The organism is Roseovarius halophilus (ex Wu et al. 2025) (assembly GCF_047086965.1).
In genome coordinates this window covers 41003-55537 of the sequence record NZ_JBKOTX010000015.1, presented here as the reverse complement: position 1 = coordinate 55537, position 14535 = coordinate 41003, and the positions used below count along the sequence as shown (strand labels likewise).

14 protein-coding genes and 1 pseudogene are annotated in these 14535 nt (G+C 66.3%); 12 read left to right on the top strand and 3 right to left on the bottom strand.

The window, feature by feature from the left end; all coding sequences use genetic code 11:
• Together ACH107_RS05145 and irrA are read right to left on the bottom strand one after the other, a co-directional pair.
• Nucleotides 1-266, bottom strand: a pseudogene (locus tag ACH107_RS05145) (hypothetical protein); the annotation flags it as partial.
• A gap of 143 nt (nucleotides 267-409) precedes the next feature.
• Nucleotides 410-826, bottom strand: coding sequence for an iron response transcriptional regulator IrrA (gene irrA, locus ACH107_RS05140; protein ID WP_412504926.1), 417 nt, complete (start codon nucleotides 824-826; stop codon nucleotides 410-412).
• A gap of 166 nt (nucleotides 827-992) precedes the next feature.
• On the opposite strand from irrA, the gene fabA reads away from it, so the two are divergent.
• From fabA to ACH107_RS05125, 3 genes are all read left to right on the top strand, one after another.
• On the top strand, nucleotides 993-1502 hold the full coding sequence (fabA, locus tag ACH107_RS05135; protein WP_412504925.1) for a bifunctional 3-hydroxydecanoyl-ACP dehydratase/trans-2-decenoyl-ACP isomerase: 510 nt from the start codon (nucleotides 993-995) through the stop codon (nucleotides 1500-1502).
• Nucleotides 1503-1600: 98 nt separating this feature from the next.
• Nucleotides 1601-2830, top strand: a complete 1230-nt coding sequence (locus ACH107_RS05130) for a beta-ketoacyl synthase N-terminal-like domain-containing protein (protein WP_412504924.1) — start codon at nucleotides 1601-1603, stop codon at nucleotides 2828-2830.
• A gap of 167 nt (nucleotides 2831-2997) precedes the next feature.
• Nucleotides 2998-3783: an enoyl-ACP reductase gene (locus ACH107_RS05125; protein WP_310690772.1), complete on the top strand. Its 786-nt coding sequence runs from the start codon at nucleotides 2998-3000 to the stop codon at nucleotides 3781-3783.
• Nucleotides 3784-3866: 83 nt separating this feature from the next.
• On the opposite strand, the gene ACH107_RS05120 is transcribed toward ACH107_RS05125, so the two are convergent.
• Nucleotides 3867-4301, bottom strand: a complete 435-nt coding sequence (locus ACH107_RS05120; protein WP_310690773.1) for a peptidylprolyl isomerase — start codon at nucleotides 4299-4301, stop codon at nucleotides 3867-3869.
• 177 nt (nucleotides 4302-4478) lie between these two features.
• Here ACH107_RS05120 and ACH107_RS05115 point away from each other — a divergent pair, with 177 nt between their 5' ends.
• The 9 genes from ACH107_RS05115 to bhcC all read left to right on the top strand — a co-directional run bounded on the left by ACH107_RS05115 (nucleotide 4479) and on the right by bhcC (nucleotide 14304).
• Complete coding sequence (locus ACH107_RS05115) at nucleotides 4479-5144, top strand: haloacid dehalogenase type II (protein ID WP_412504923.1); 666 nt, start codon at nucleotides 4479-4481, stop codon at nucleotides 5142-5144.
• Nucleotides 5144-5962, top strand: coding sequence for an alpha/beta fold hydrolase (locus tag ACH107_RS05110; RefSeq protein WP_412504922.1), 819 nt, complete (start codon nucleotides 5144-5146; stop codon nucleotides 5960-5962). The genes ACH107_RS05115 and ACH107_RS05110 overlap by 1 nt, the downstream gene beginning before the upstream one ends.
• Nucleotides 5959-6930 carry a threonine/serine dehydratase gene (locus ACH107_RS05105; protein WP_412504921.1) on the top strand — a complete coding sequence of 324 codons (972 nt, stop codon included), beginning with the start codon at nucleotides 5959-5961 and terminating at the stop codon, nucleotides 6928-6930. Before ACH107_RS05110 ends, ACH107_RS05105 begins: the two co-directional genes overlap by 4 nt.
• Before the next feature lie 55 nt (nucleotides 6931-6985).
• Nucleotides 6986-7771, top strand: a complete 786-nt coding sequence (locus ACH107_RS05100) for an alpha/beta fold hydrolase (RefSeq protein ID WP_412504920.1) — start codon at nucleotides 6986-6988, stop codon at nucleotides 7769-7771.
• The gene (locus ACH107_RS05095) at nucleotides 7764-8474 is read left to right on the top strand and encodes an alpha/beta fold hydrolase (protein WP_412504919.1); all 711 of its coding nucleotides are present in this window, start codon (nucleotides 7764-7766) and stop codon (nucleotides 8472-8474) included. The genes ACH107_RS05100 and ACH107_RS05095 overlap by 8 nt, the downstream gene beginning before the upstream one ends.
• A gap of 38 nt (nucleotides 8475-8512) precedes the next feature.
• Nucleotides 8513-9736: a TCR/Tet family MFS transporter gene (locus tag ACH107_RS05090; protein WP_412504918.1), complete on the top strand. Its 1224-nt coding sequence runs from the start codon at nucleotides 8513-8515 to the stop codon at nucleotides 9734-9736.
• A gap of 173 nt (nucleotides 9737-9909) precedes the next feature.
• Nucleotides 9910-12075, top strand: coding sequence for a malate synthase G (locus ACH107_RS05085; protein WP_412504917.1), 2166 nt, complete (start codon nucleotides 9910-9912; stop codon nucleotides 12073-12075).
• 164 nt (nucleotides 12076-12239) lie between these two features.
• A complete protein-coding gene (locus ACH107_RS05080) occupies nucleotides 12240-13058 on the top strand; it encodes a bifunctional allantoicase/(S)-ureidoglycine aminohydrolase (protein ID WP_412504916.1) in 819 nt (272 codons plus the stop codon).
• 82 nt (nucleotides 13059-13140) lie between these two features.
• A complete protein-coding gene (bhcC, locus tag ACH107_RS05075) occupies nucleotides 13141-14304 on the top strand; it encodes a 3-hydroxy-D-aspartate aldolase BhcC (protein ID WP_412504915.1) in 1164 nt (387 codons plus the stop codon).
• Nucleotides 14305-14535 lie beyond the last annotated feature (231 nt).

The window sequence follows — 14535 nt, the reverse complement described above, 5'->3', positions numbered from 1 at the left end:
ACCGGGGCGGCCAGCAGGAAACGCCGCCGCGCGCCCAGGGCGGCGGCAGGCACCTCGGCAATGCTGAACGCGCTGTCCCAGACAGGGCCGTCTTGGCCCGCGTGGCGCGCGAAACCGGCCCGGATCACGCGCAGCGCAGGGCCCGGCTCCTCGCCCGGCAGCAGGCGGCAAAGCAGATGCATCTCGGCGGGAAGAACGGCGGCGGTGTCGATCTCGACACCGGAGCGGCGACGCGCCAGCGCAACACAATCACGCAGAAGCGACAAGCGCCGGACCAACAGATCCGATGCAGCGTCCGCAAGCGCCATGGTCACGGCGAAATGGGTGAAGAAGCGGGATCAGGCAGGCAGCTGTGTCATGCCGTCCAGCCTGCGCGAGCACGATTAACAGGTGATGAAAGGGCGCGCGGTCAACCCTTGCGCAGTCGAATCACGACATCGACCGAAGAAATTTCGGCCCCGTCGGGCGCATCGGGCAGGCTCGCAATGCTCAGCTCGTCCGAGGGGGCGTCGGACAGGTGCCCGTCCTCTTCCCAGTAGAAATGCGGGTGATCGCTCATGTTCGTGTCGAAATAGCTTTTCGAGCCATCGACGGTGATCTCGCGCAGCAGGCCTGCGTCGCAGAAGGCCTTGAGGGTGTTGTAGACCGTGGCGAGCGACACCCGTTCGGCAGAACGTTCGACGGCGGCGAACAGGCTTTCAGCCGTGACGTGACGGTTCTTTCCGTCGCCAACCAGAAGCTCGGCCAGGGCAAGCCGCTGACGGGTGGGGCGCAGGCCCGCCCCGGCCAACCAGGTGCTGGTGCGTTCGGATGTCGTCTCGGTCATCGGGCAACCCGCCTTTGTTTCATCGGCTAATATGGCCGATTGAGAACAGTTTTCAATAGCAAAGCATTGCTGCGCGGGCGGTCGGCGGGGCCGGCACCCGGACTTGCCCTTGCGCGGCTCGGGGTGCTAGGGGGCATCAAAGGTACCGATCAGGAGACCCCCGCACATGACCGACCTTCCGCGCAGCTTCGATCGCGATGACCTTCTCAATTGCGCGCGCGGCGAGTTGTTCGGCCCCGGCAACGCGCAACTGCCCGAGCCGCCCATGCTGATGATGGACCGCATCACCGACATCAGCGGCGACGCGGGCCTGCACGGCAAAGGCCATGTGGTGGCAGAGTTCGACATCACGCCCGACCTTTGGTTCTTCGAGTGCCACTTTCCCGGCAATCCGATCATGCCGGGCTGTCTGGGCCTGGACGGCCTTTGGCAGCTGACCGGTTTCAACCTCGGCTGGCGCGGCTGGCAGGGCCGCGGCTATGCCCTGGGCGTGGGCGAGGTCAAGCTCAAGGGCATGGTCCGCCCCGACCGCAAGATGCTGACCTACAAGGTGGATTTCACCAAGGCCGTGCAAAGCCGCCGCCTGACCATGGGCGTGGCCGACGGCATCGTCGAGGCCGACGGCGAGGTCATCTACGAGGTCAGCGACATGAAGGTCGCGCTGAGCGAGAGCTGATCCGCAGGCAGCCTCGCGCCCTGCAGGGGCCTAACCGCTTGCCCCTGGCCCCCGGCATCCCCTACACGGGACACCGGACAAGCTAAGGGAGGCCGCGCATGCGCCGCGTCGTCGTTACCGGGCTGGGGATCGTCTCGCCCGTCGGAAACAGCGCCCAGGAAGTCACCGCCGCCCTAAAGGCCGGCCGCTCGGGCATCGAGGCGGTGCCCGAAATGGCCGAGCACGGCTTTCGCAGCCAGATTGCCGGAACCCCCAAGATCGACCCGGTCGATCACGTGGACAAGCGCACCCTGCGCTTCATGGGGCCCGGCGCGGCCTATGCGCATATCGCCATGGGCCAGGCCATCGCCGACGCGGGGCTGGAAGACGGCGACGTGGTCAACCCGCGCACCGGGCTCGTGGCCGGGTCCGGCGGTCCCTCGACCAGCGCCATGCTGGCGGCGCACCAGACGGTTCTGAAATCCGGCTCGCCGAAACGGATCGGCCCCTTCGCGGTGCCCAAGTGCATGAGTTCGACCATCAGCGCGAACCTGTCCACGGCCTACAAGATCAAGGGCCTGAACTATTCGATCACCTCGGCCTGTTCGACCAGCCTGCACTGTATCGGCAACGCGGCCGAGCAGATCATGATGGGCAAGCAGGACGTGATGTTCGCAGGCGGGGGCGAGGAACTGGATTGGACGCTGTCCTGCCTTTTCGACGCCATGGGCGCGATGTCGTCGAAATACAACGACGACCCCACCCGCGCCAGTCGCGCCTTCGATGCCGACCGCGACGGGTTCGTCATCGCCGGGGGCGGTGCCATCGTGGTGCTGGAGGACCTGGGCCACGCCAAGGCCCGCGGCGCGAAAATCTACGCCGAGGTCACCGGTTATGCCGCCACCTCGGACGGGCACGACATGGTCGCCCCCACCGGCGAAGGCGGCGAACGGGCGATGCGGCTGGCGCTGGACAGCCTGCCCGAGGGCCGCGCGGTCAGCTATATCAACGCCCATGGCACCAGCACGCCGGTGGGCGACGTCGGCGAGGTCGAGGCGGTGCGCAGGGTCTTCGGCGAGGGCAGCACGCCGCCCATTTCCTCGACCAAGTCCATGACCGGCCACAGCCAGGGTGCGACCGGCGCGCAAGAGGCCGTCTATTGCCTGCTGATGCTCGAGCAGGATTTCATCACCCCGTCGATCAATGTCGAGATGCTGGACCCGGCCATCAGCCCCGGCGAGATCGCGACCGAACTGGTCGAGGGCGCCGGGCTGGACTCGGTGATGACCAATTCCTTCGGCTTTGGTGGCACGAACGGGTCGATGATCCTGTCGAAACACCGGGACTGACAACCGGGGCGGGCTGGGCTGGACAGGGACGGCGCAGGCGACCGGCGTATGGCGGGCCTGCCCCCCTGGGTCGGCGACGTGCTGCGCGCAGTGCTGCCGGCCAATCTCGAACTTGACGGCCACGGCCAAAAGTGAACAACCCTGCGGTATAATCGGAAGGACGGGCCATGAATTCATTATCGGGAAAGCGCGGACTCATCATGGGGGTCGCGAATGACCGCTCCATCGCCTGGGGGATCGCCAAGGCCTGTCACGCTGCAGGGGCCGACCTGGCCTTTTCCTACCAGGGCGAAGGGCTGAAGAAGCGGGTCGAACCGCTTGCCGCCGCGGCCGACAGCGACTTCCTGATCGAGGCGGACGTCAGCGACGACGCCTCGATGGATGCCTGCTTTACCACCCTGAAGGACCGCTGGGGCAGTCTGGATTTCGTGGTTCATGCCATCGCCTATTCCGACAAGAGCGAACTGACGGGGCGGTTCTCGGACACCAGCCGCGCCAATTTCACCAATTCCATGCTGATCAGCTGCTATTCCTTCGTCGATGTGGCGCGCCGTGCCGCCGACCTGATGCCCGAGGGCGGCTGCCTGCTGACCCTGACTTTCCAGGGCAGCCAGCGTGTGACGCCGAACTACAATGTCATGGGCGTGGCCAAGGCGGCGCTGGAAAGCGCCACGCGCTACCTTGCCGCCGACCTCGGCCCCCAGGGCATTCGCGTGAATGCCATTTCGCCGGGGCCGATGAAGACCCTCGCCGGGGCGGCCATTTCCGGTGCGCGGCGCACCTTCAAGCATGCCGAGCAGAACGCGCCCCTGCGGCATAACGCGACACTGGAAGCCGTGGGCGGCACCTCTGTCTACCTGGCCTCGGATGCCGGGAACTGCACCACCGGCGAGGTCATCCGCGTCGACAGCGGGTACCATGTCATGAACATGCCGGTGCTGGAAAACCTCTGACGGCCAAGAGCTGCTGCGGCGCGCCGCGGACCAAACGAAAAGAGGCGCCCGAAGGCGCCCCTTGATAGGACCAGACCGGCGGCTCAGGCGGCCTTGATCTCGACCAGCTCGATCTCGAAGTTCAGGTCCTTGCCCGCCAGCGGGTGGTTGGCGTCAAGTGTGACCTCTTCCTCGGATAGCTCGGCCACGGTGACCGGGATCGCCTGCCCGTCGGGCGACTGCATCTGCAGCTGCATGCCGATCTCCAGCGGGATCTCCGGCGGGACCTGATCACGCGGGACGGCCTGCTTGGCGTTCGGATCGGTTTCGCCATAGGCATCGGCGCAGGCCACCGCAACGGACTTCTTGTCGCCCACGGCCATGCCGGGGATCGCATTGTCGAGGCCGGGTATGATCTGGCCCGACCCCACGGTGAATTCCAGCGGCTCGCGGCCTTCGGAGCTGTCGAATGTTTCACCGTCAGCCAGCGTGCCGGTATAATGAATGGATACGGTGTCACCCGCTTTGACCTGGGTCATGAGTTTTCCTTTGTCGGGGATTGTGTCGGGGGGATTGCTTGCAGGGGCCGCGCCAACGCGCACGGGGTGCCCTTTTCGACTCATCTTGTAAATTACCGCCGGACGCCGGGAATTGCAAACCGACCCTTTGCACCCCGCGCGGGCGCGTGCCAGTCTGCCCGCAACAGGGAGAGAGAAATGACCATTACCACCTGCGTCTTCGATGCCTATGGCACGCTATTCGACGTCAATGCCGCTGCACGTCAGGTGGCCGAGGAGCCGGGCCAGGGGGCCCTGGCCGACCTGGCCGCGCTGTGGCGGCGCAAACAGCTGGAATACAGCTGGTTGCGGTCCGTCGGCGGGCGGCACCTGGATTTCTGGGAGATCACGCAGGACGGCCTTGACTACGCGATGGAGGCCCATGGCCTGCACGACAATGCCCTGCGCGCGCAGCTGCTGCGGTTCTACAAGGAACTGCCCGCCTACCCGGAGGTTCCCGCGATGCTGCGGGCGCTCAAGGCCAAGGGGATGACAACGGCGATCCTGACCAACGGCAGCCCGGAAATGGTGGTTGCGGCGGTGAAATCCGCCGGGATCGGCCCCTGGCTGGACGATGTCCTGACCGTCGAGGAGGTGCGCACCTACAAACCCGACCGCAGGGTCTACGATCTTGTCTACGACCATTTCGGCGCGGTTCAGCAAGAGGTGCTCTTCGCCTCGGCCAACGGCTGGGACGCGGCGGCAGCGGCGGGCTACGGCTTTGCCTCGGTCTGGATCAACCGCATGGAGGCCCCGCAAGACAGGCTCTGGGCCGCGCCGCACCGCGTCCTGCCCGATCTTTCCACGATCCCGGACCTCGTGTAATGCCGCACTTCACCGCCGCGGATGGCACAAGGCTGTTCTACACCGAAAGCGGCGACGGCGCGCCGGTGCTGGCTTTGGCCGGGCTGACCCGCAATTCCGGCGATTTCGACCATGTCGCGCCGCATCTGCCCTGCCGCTTGATCCGCATGGACTATCGCGGAAGGGGGCAATCGGACTGGGCCGATCCCGCGACCTACACCATCCCGCAGGAGGCCGCCGATGCCATGGCCCTGCTGGACCATCTGGGCCTGCCCAAGGCGGCGGTGCTGGGCACCTCGCGCGGGGGGCTGATCGCCATGATGCTGGCGGGCACCCACAAGGACCGCCTCAGCGGCGTCGCGCTCAATGACATCGGCCCCGAGATCGACCCGAAGGGCCTGAAGATCATAGAGTCCTACATCGGCCGCAACCCGGCGCAAAAGACCCATGAGGAGGCCGCGCTTTTCCGCGCCCGCACCTGGGTCCAGTTCAAGGGGGTGACACATGACCGCTGGCTGCATGAGGTGCGCAACCACTACGCCGAGACCCCCGAAGGCCTGGTGATCCGCTACGACCCGAATTTGCGCGAGGCAGTCTTCGACACTGCGCAGGTCCAGCCCGCCCCGGACCTCTGGCCGCTCTATGACGCCCTGCATGGCTTGCCGCTCTGCCTGATCCGGGGGGCGAATTCCGATCTGCTGTCGCCTGCGACCTGGGACAGGATGCGCGCCCTGCGCCGTGATGCCATCGCCGCAGAGGTGCCCGATCGCGGGCATGTGCCCTTTCTGGATGAACCGCAGGCCGTGCATGCCCTGCAAAGCTGGATCAAGACCCTATGAACATCGAGATGATCCGGACCGCCGCCGACCGGCTGGCCGGTCACGCGCGGCATACGCCGCTGCTGTCCTCGCCCTTTCTGGACGAGATCGCGGGCCGGCGTGTCCTGATCAAGCCCGAATGCCTGCAACATACTGGCAGTTTCAAGTTCCGGGGCGGCTGGTCGGCCCTCTCGGCGCTGGACCCGGAGACCCGGCGGCGCGGCGTCATCGCCTATTCCTCGGGCAACCACGCGCAGGGTGTGGCCCAGGCGGCAAGATTGCTTGGCGCCCCGGCGGTGATCGTCATGCCCGCAGACGCGCCTGCGCTCAAGATCGCCAACACCCGCGCGCTGGGGGCCGATGTGGTGCTTTACGACCGCGCCACCGAAAGCCGCGAGGCCATCGGCGACGGCATCGCCGCAGACCGCGGCCTGACCCTGATCCGGCCCTATGACGAGGCGCAGGTCATCGCCGGGCAGGGCACCTGCGGACTGGAAATCGCTGCCGATGCAAAAGCATGCGGAATTGACGAAGCCGACGTTTTGGTATGCTGCGGCGGTGGCGGATTGACATCCGGCATCGCCCTGGCCTGCGAGGCAGACCACCCCGGCCTGACCGTCCGCCCGGTCGAACCCGAGGGGTTCGACGACGTGAAACGCTCGCTGGAACAAGGCACGATCCAGACCAATGACCGGCGCGACGGGAGTATCTGCGACGCCATCGTCACCCCCGCGCCGGGCGAGCTGACCTTTCCGATCATGGCGCGCCTTTGCGGCCCCGGCCTGACCGTCTCCGAAGGTGACTGCCTGCGCGCCATGACGCTGGCCTTTCAACGGCTCAAGCTAGTGGCAGAACCCGGCGGGGCCGCCGCCCTGGCCAGCGCGCTGTTTCGGGGCGATCACCTCTCCGGCGACACGGTCATCGCCGTGGTCACCGGCGGCAATGTCGACAGCGCCATGTTCACCAAGGCCCTGGAGACCCTCTCATGACACAGCTTGCGAGCGGTCGTCTGTTGCCGGGCTCCGGTCTGCACAGGAGGCTGAGATGAAAACCGGATCGGTGGCGCGCGACGGCTACGACATCGCCTACGAGTCGAACGGCGAGGGGCCGGACGTGGTCTTTGCCCATGCGCTGGGGCTGGACCGGCATATCTGGGACGACGTGGCCCATCACCTGCCGGATCACCGCACGATCCGCATCGACATGCGCGGGCATGGCGGGTCGGGCGTGCCGGACGGCCCCTACACGATGGGCGGGCTGATCGCGGATACCGAGGCCGTCTGCGATGCGCTCGATGTGCGCGACGCGGTCTTCGTCGGGGCCTCGGTCGGGGGCATGATCGGCCAGGGGCTGGCCGTCAAGCGGCTGGATATGCTGCGCGGGCTGGTCCTGTCCAACAGCGCCGCCAAGTTCGGGCTGCCGGCACAATGGCACGAGCGCGCCGCGCTGGTGCGCGCCAAGGGCATGGCGGCCGTGGCCGGGATGACGCTGGAAAAATGGTTCGGCCCCAAGGACCGCGACAGTGCGGCCGCGACATGGGCGCGCGACAGGCTGCTTCTATGTGCGCCGGAAGGCTATGCCGGTTGTTGCGAGGCCATTGCCGGCACCGACTTCTACACCCCCACCAGCGGGCTGCGCCTGCCGACGCTGGGCATCGCCGGGGATCGCGACGGCTCTACCCCGCCGGATCTCGTGCGCGAGACAATCGAGCTGATTCCGGGGGCGGGCTTCACCCTGATGCGCGGGTCGGGCCACCTGCCCTGCCTTGATGCGCCTTCGGATTTCGCCAGACTGCTCTACCGGTTCTTCAAAGGCATCGGCCATGTCTGACGTATTGTTGGTTCACGGGTCCTGCCACGGGGCTTGGTGTTGGGATCATCTGATCCCCGAGCTCTTCGCACGGGGCCATACCGCGCGGGCCATTGACCTGCCCGGCCATGGGGCCGATCCGACCCCGCTGGAAGAGGTCACGCTGGACGCCTACGCCGATGCGATCCTTGCCGCGCTCGACGGTCCAACCGTTCTGGTCGGGCATTCGGCGGGCGGCTATGCCATCACCACCGCAGCGCAGAAACGGCCCGATCTTGTCTCGGCGTTGGTCTATGTTTGCGCCTATGTGCCCCTGCCCGGCAAGACGCTGGCCCAGATGCGCCGCATGGCGCCCAGCCAGCCCTTGATGGAGGCAGTGCGCCTCTCGCCCGGCCGGCTGAGCTTCACCATCGACCCGGACCTGGCACCCGAGAAGTTCTATCACGACCTGCCCCCGGCGCTTGCCGCATGGGCCACCGCCCGGCTTGGCCCGCAGCCCGTCGCCCCGCAGGAAACCGCGCTGCCCGACACGGCCCGCGCCGAGGCCCTGCCCCGGCATTACATCCGTTGCAGTCAGGACGGCGCGATCCCGCCCGTCTTCCAACGCCAGATGACCGAGGGGTGGCGGGGCGGCCGGATCATGGATCTGGACACGTCACATTCGCCGTTCCTGTCCGATCCGGCGAGGCTGGCCGATGCGATACAGGACCTTCTGACCGGCTAGGACTTTGCGAACCGACCGGTTCGGATTGGAGGACCTGCATGATCCCCGCCAAGCGCCGCCGCGCCTTCACCTTCATCCTGATCACGCTGGTGATAGATGCCATGGGCATCGGCCTGATCCTGCCCGTCCTGCCCGACCTGATCGCCGAATTGAACGGATCGGGCATCGGGGCGGCCGCGGTCTGGGGCGGCATCCTGACCACCAGCTTCGCGGTGATGCAGTTCCTCTTCGGCCCGATCCTCGGATCGCTCTCCGACCGGTTCGGACGCCGGCCCGTGATCCTGATCGCGCTCTTCGTGATGGCAGTGGACTACCTGATCATGGCCTCTGCCCAGACGATCTGGCTGCTGCTCTTCGGACGCGTGATCGCCGGGATCACCGCCGCAACCATGTCAACCGCCAGTGCGGCCATCGCCGACATGTCGGCGCCGGACCAGAAAAGCGCCAACTTCGGCCTGGTCGGCGCGGCCTTCGGCGTGGGCTTCGTGCTGGGCCCGATCATTGGCGGGCTGCTGGGCGAGCTTGGCGTACGCGCGCCCTTCTTCGCGGCCGCCGCACTGGCCGGGACGAATTTGCTTTTCGGGCTTTTCGTATTACCGGAGACCGTGACGGAAGTGATCCGCCGCCCGTTCGATCCGCGCCGCGCCAACCCGTTCGGGGCCTTTCGCAAGCTAGCCGAACTGGACGGTGTGCGGCGCCTGCTATTCCTTTTCTTCACCTATGAATTCGCCTTCATCGTCTACCCTGCGATCTGGGCCTATTTCACCAAGGCGCGATTCGACTGGACCCCGGGCATGGTGGGGCTGTCGCTGGCGCTGTTCGGGATCGGCATGGCCATCGTGCAGGGCGCACTGATAGGGCCGATCCTGCGCCGCTTCGGAGAACGGGCAACGATCACCTACGGGCTTGTCTTCAACCTGTCAGCCTTTGTCGTGCTGACACTGATCGGCAACGGCTGGCTGGCGTTGGCCTTCATCCCTCTGACCTCGCTCGGGGCGGTCGTTACCCCGGCGCTGCAGGGCCGGATGAGCCGGGTGGCCGCCGACAACCAGCAGGGCGAACTGCAGGGGGTCATCGCCTCGGCCAAGTCGCTGGCGCAGATCCTCTCGCCGCTGGTGATGACGCAGATCTTCTGGGCGGCAACCGACCGCGGCGCGCTGGACCTGCCAGGTGCACCCTTCCTGCTGTCGGCCGCGCTGATGCTGGTGTGCCTTGCGGTTTTCCTGGCACCCGGCAAGCGTGCCAAGACACCCGTGGCCTGAGGGGTGCCATTGCCGCGCCCGGCAAGAAGCACCCTTCGCCGTTCCCACAAGACCGGCAGCGCTTTTGCGGGTGTCGGCGGGGGCGTCCTCTGCTAGGCTCACGCAGGAAATCCAACCTTTGCACGACCCTGCACCGCGCGGCGGCCCGGTCGGCAGACGATACGGGAACGACCATGACAGAGACACCCCCCTCCGCCCAGATGACCGAAACCACCGGGCTTCAGATCGACCCGGCTCTCAAGCACTTCGTCGAGGCCGAGGTCCTGCCCGGCCTCGACATCGACGCCGAACGGCTTTGGTCAGGTCTCGCAACGCTGGTGCACGAGTTCGCCCCGAAAAACCGGGCCTTGCTGGAAAAGCGTGCCCTGCTCCAAAGCCAGATCGACGACTGGCACAAATCGCACCGGGGCACGCCCCAAGACCGCGCGGCCTACAAGGCCTTCCTCGAGGAAATCGGCTATCTCGTGCCCGAGGGCGCGGATTTGGAGATCGAGACCGAGAACACCGACGCGGAGATCGCGCATGTGCCCGGCCCGCAGCTGGTGGTGCCCGCGACCAATGCGCGCTTCGTGCTGAATGCGGCCAATGCCCGCTGGGGCAGCCTTTACGACGGCCTTTACGGCACCGATGCCATGGGCGGCCCGCCGCCGGCGGGTGGCTTTGACGACGGACGCGGCGCGCGGGTCGTGGCCCGCGCCGCCGTCTTCCTCGACGAAGTCTTCCCGGTAACCGGAACCAGCCACGCCAAGGCCGGGGCCTATCGCATCGAGAATGGCCGCCTCAAGGTCGACGGGATGGACCTGGTCGCGCCCGATGCCTTCGCGGGCCATACCGGCGCCGCCGAGGACCCCGCCACCGTGCTGCTGCGCAACAACGGGCTGCACGTGGAACTTGTCTTCGACCGCGACCACCCGATCGGCAAGACCACCCCCTCGGGGCTGGCCGACCTGCGGCTGGAATCGGCGATCTCGGCCATCGTCGACTGCGAGGATTCGGTGGCCTGCGTTGATGCCGAGGACAAGGTAAAGGCCTATCGTACCTGGCTGGGCCTGATGCGCGGCGACCTGGAAGAAACCTTCGAGAAGGGCGGCAAGACCATGACCCGCCGCCTGAACCCTGACCGGACATATACCGCACCGGACGGGTCGGACCTGACGCTCAAGGGCCGCGCGCTGCTGTTGGTGCGCAACGTCGGGCACCTGATGACCAACCCGGCGATCCTGGACAGCGGGGGCGACGAGGTCTTCGAAGGGCTGATGGATGCCATGCTCACCGTGCTGATCGCCATGCACGACCTGAAGAAGGCACAAGGCCCGCGCAATTCGACCTGCCAGTCGATCTATGTGGTCAAGCCCAAGATGCACGGGCCCGAAGAGGTCGCCTTTTCCGATGCCATCTTCAGCCACGTGGAAGAGGCCCTGGGCCTGCCGCGCCACACCGTCAAACTGGGCGTGATGGACGAGGAGCGGCGCACCTCGGTCAATCTCAAGGAATGCATCCGCGCGGCGAAACACCGTGTCTGCTTCATCAATACCGGGTTCCTGGACCGCACCGGCGACGAGATCCACACATCGATGGAGGCCGGCCCCTTCAGCCGCAAGGACTTCATCAAGCGCAAGGGCTGGATCACCGCCTATGAAAACCGGAACGTCGACATCGGGCTGGAATGCGGCCTGTCCGGCAAGGCCCAGATCGGCAAGGGCATGTGGGCCGCCCCCGACCGGATGGCCGCCATGATCGAACAGAAGATCGAGCATCCGCGCGCGGGGGCCAGTTGCGCCTGGGTGCCCTCGCCCACGGCCGCCACGCTGCACGCCATGCATTATCACAAGGTGGACGTGCACGCGGTGCAGGCGCAACTCGCCAAGGGCGGGCGGCGGGCCCATGTCGAGGCGCTGCTGGATATCCCGCTGGCCGCGTACCGCAAATGGACGACAGACCAGATCCGCCGCGAGGTCGAGAACAACGCCCAGGGCATCCTCGGCTATGTCGTGCGCTGGGTCGACCAGGGCGTGGGATGTTCCAAGGTGCCCGACATCAACGATGTCGGCCTGATGGAGGACCGCGCCACCTGCCGCATCTCGGCCCAGCACATTGCCAACTGGCTGCATCACGACGTGGTCAGCCAGGAAGAGGTGATGGAGATCCTGCAGAACATGGCCCGCGTGGTTGACCGGCAGAACGCGGGCGATCCGCACTATCAAGCCATGGCGCCGGGCTTTGACGGGGTCGCCTTTCAGGCGGCCTGCGACCTGGTCTTTCTCGGCCGTGAACAGCCCTCGGGCTATACCGAACCGGTGCTCCACCAGCGGCGTCTGGAGCTGAAGGCGCAATCTTGATGCGGAAACGGCGGGTCCTCCAACCTGCCGTTTTCTTCATGCAGACGCGAATGGTCCGTATTATCAAACCTTTTGAAAAAGTGTTGTCGGATGGCGGCCTGTGGCTTCTCCCCACCGGGCGGCGCATAGTCATCCGGTGATTTCCGCAGGCTGCAGGAGCCGCCATGACCAACACCTATTACGCGCCGCAGGGCGGGCACCCGGGGCAAGAGCAGCTTTTGACCGACCGCGCCGTTTTCACCGAGGCCTACGCGGTAATCCCGCGGGGTACGATGCGCGACATCGTCACCAGTTTCCTGCCCTTCTGGGACGCAACCCGCGCCTGGGTGCTGGCCCGCCCACTGTCCGGATTCGCCGAGACCTTCTCGCAGTATGTCATGGAGGTGCAGCCCGGTGGCGGGTCCGACCGGCCCGAAACCGACCCGCGCGCCGAGTCGGTGCTTTTCGTGCTCGAGGGGCAGGCGCAACTGACAGTAACGGGTCAGACCCACGATATGACACCGGGCGGATATGCCTATCTGCCGCCCGCAAGCGGCTGGACCCTTCACAACACAGGCGACGCACCGTTGCGCTTGCACTGGATCCGCAAGGCTTATGAGGCGGTCGACGGACTGGACGCGCCCGATGTGCTGGTCCTCAACGAAAACGACATCGCGCCCACCCCGATGCCCGGAACCGAGGGTAAATGGGCGACCACCCGCTTTGTGGACCCTACCGACATGCGCCACGACATGCATGTGACCGTGGTCACCTTCGAGCCGGGCGCGGTCATCCCGTTCCTGGAAACCCACGTCATGGAACACGGGCTTTACATTCTGGAAGGCAAGGCGGCCTATCGGCTGAACACCGACTGGGTCGAGGTCGAGGCGGGCGATTTCGTGTGGCTGCGCGCCTTCTGCCCGCAGGCCTGTTACGCGGGTGGCCCGGGCCGGTTCCGCTACCTGCTTTACAAGGACGTCAACCGGCAGATGCCGCTGGGCTAGTCCACCGCCCCGCCGAACGGCAGGCCGCACCCCCGGACCTGGATACCCTGCCCCGAGTGCAGGGCCGACAAGGAGACTTCCGATGACGGACGAAACCTGGCTGGACGCCTACGAGGTCGGCTTCGACATCCCCGCCAAGCCGGGCATGGCGGAGGCCGATATCCAGACCCCCGCGCTGGTGCTGGACCTCGACGCGCTGGAACGCAACATCACGAAGATGGGCAACTATGCCAGGCAGCATGGCATGCGCCTTCGTACCCATGGCAAGATGCACAAGTCCGTGGACGTGCAGAAGCTGCAACAAGATCTTGGCGGCGCCTGTGGGGTCTGTTGCCAGAAGGTATCCGAGGCGGAGGTCTTTGCCCGGGGCGGCATCACGGATATTCTCGTGTCCAACCAGGTGCGCGAACCGGCCAAGATCGACCGGCTGGCGCGGATACCCAAGCTGGGGGGGCGCGCAATCGTCTGTGTCGATGACATTGCCAACGTGGCCGAGTTGTCATCGGCGGCGATCACACAGGGCACACAGATCGAATGCCTCGTCGAGATCGACTGTGGCGCGGGCCGCTGCGGCGTGACAACCGCAGCGGAGGTTGTGGAGATCGCCAAGGCCACCGACGCGGCGCCGGGGCTGAAATTCGCCGGCCTGCAGGCCTATCAGGGCGCGATGCAGCACCTGGGCAGGTACGACGCCCGCAAGGCCAAGATCGACCTGGCCGTGGCACAGGTGCGCGCGGCGGTCGATGCGCTCAAGGCCGTAGGCCTGGACTGCGACATCGTCGGCGGTGGTGGCACCGGCTCTTATTATTTCGAGTCCAACTCGGGCGTCTACAACGAACTGCAGTGCGGCTCCTACGCCTTCATGGACGCCGACTATGGCCGTATCCGCGACAAGCACGGCAAACGCATCGACCAGGGCGAATGGGAAAACGCCCTTTACGTCCTGACCAGCGTCATGAGCCATGTGAGACCTGACAAGGCCATCGTCGATGCGGGGCTCAAGGCACAGTCGGTCGACAGCGGCCTGCCGGTGGTCTTTGGCCGCGACGACCTGGCCTATGTCGAAGGCTCGGACGAGCATGGCGTCCTGTCCGATCCGGACGGGGTGCTCGGGATCAACGATAAGCTGAGGCTGGTGCCCGGGCACTGCGACCCCACCGTCAATCTCCATGACTGGTTTGTCGGTGTGCGCGGCGGCAAGGTCGAATCCGTCTGGCCGGTCTCGGCCCGCGGGCGCGGCTACTGAACCCGCGCAGAGAAAGCGACATCCACGACTTTGGCGCGGCCATCAACGGCAGACACCCCGGGCGCAGCGCCGGTGAGGAAATCACCTTTTCGAGAGGGTCCGTTCGGGCCTACAGGACCTGGCCAGGGCCGCGGCGGTGGTGGACCTCGCCATCGAGGGTGATTTTTTCTGAGCCCGTGAGGAGAACGCCAATGCGCGCGACAGGCTCCAGGGCTTGGACCACCGCCACGC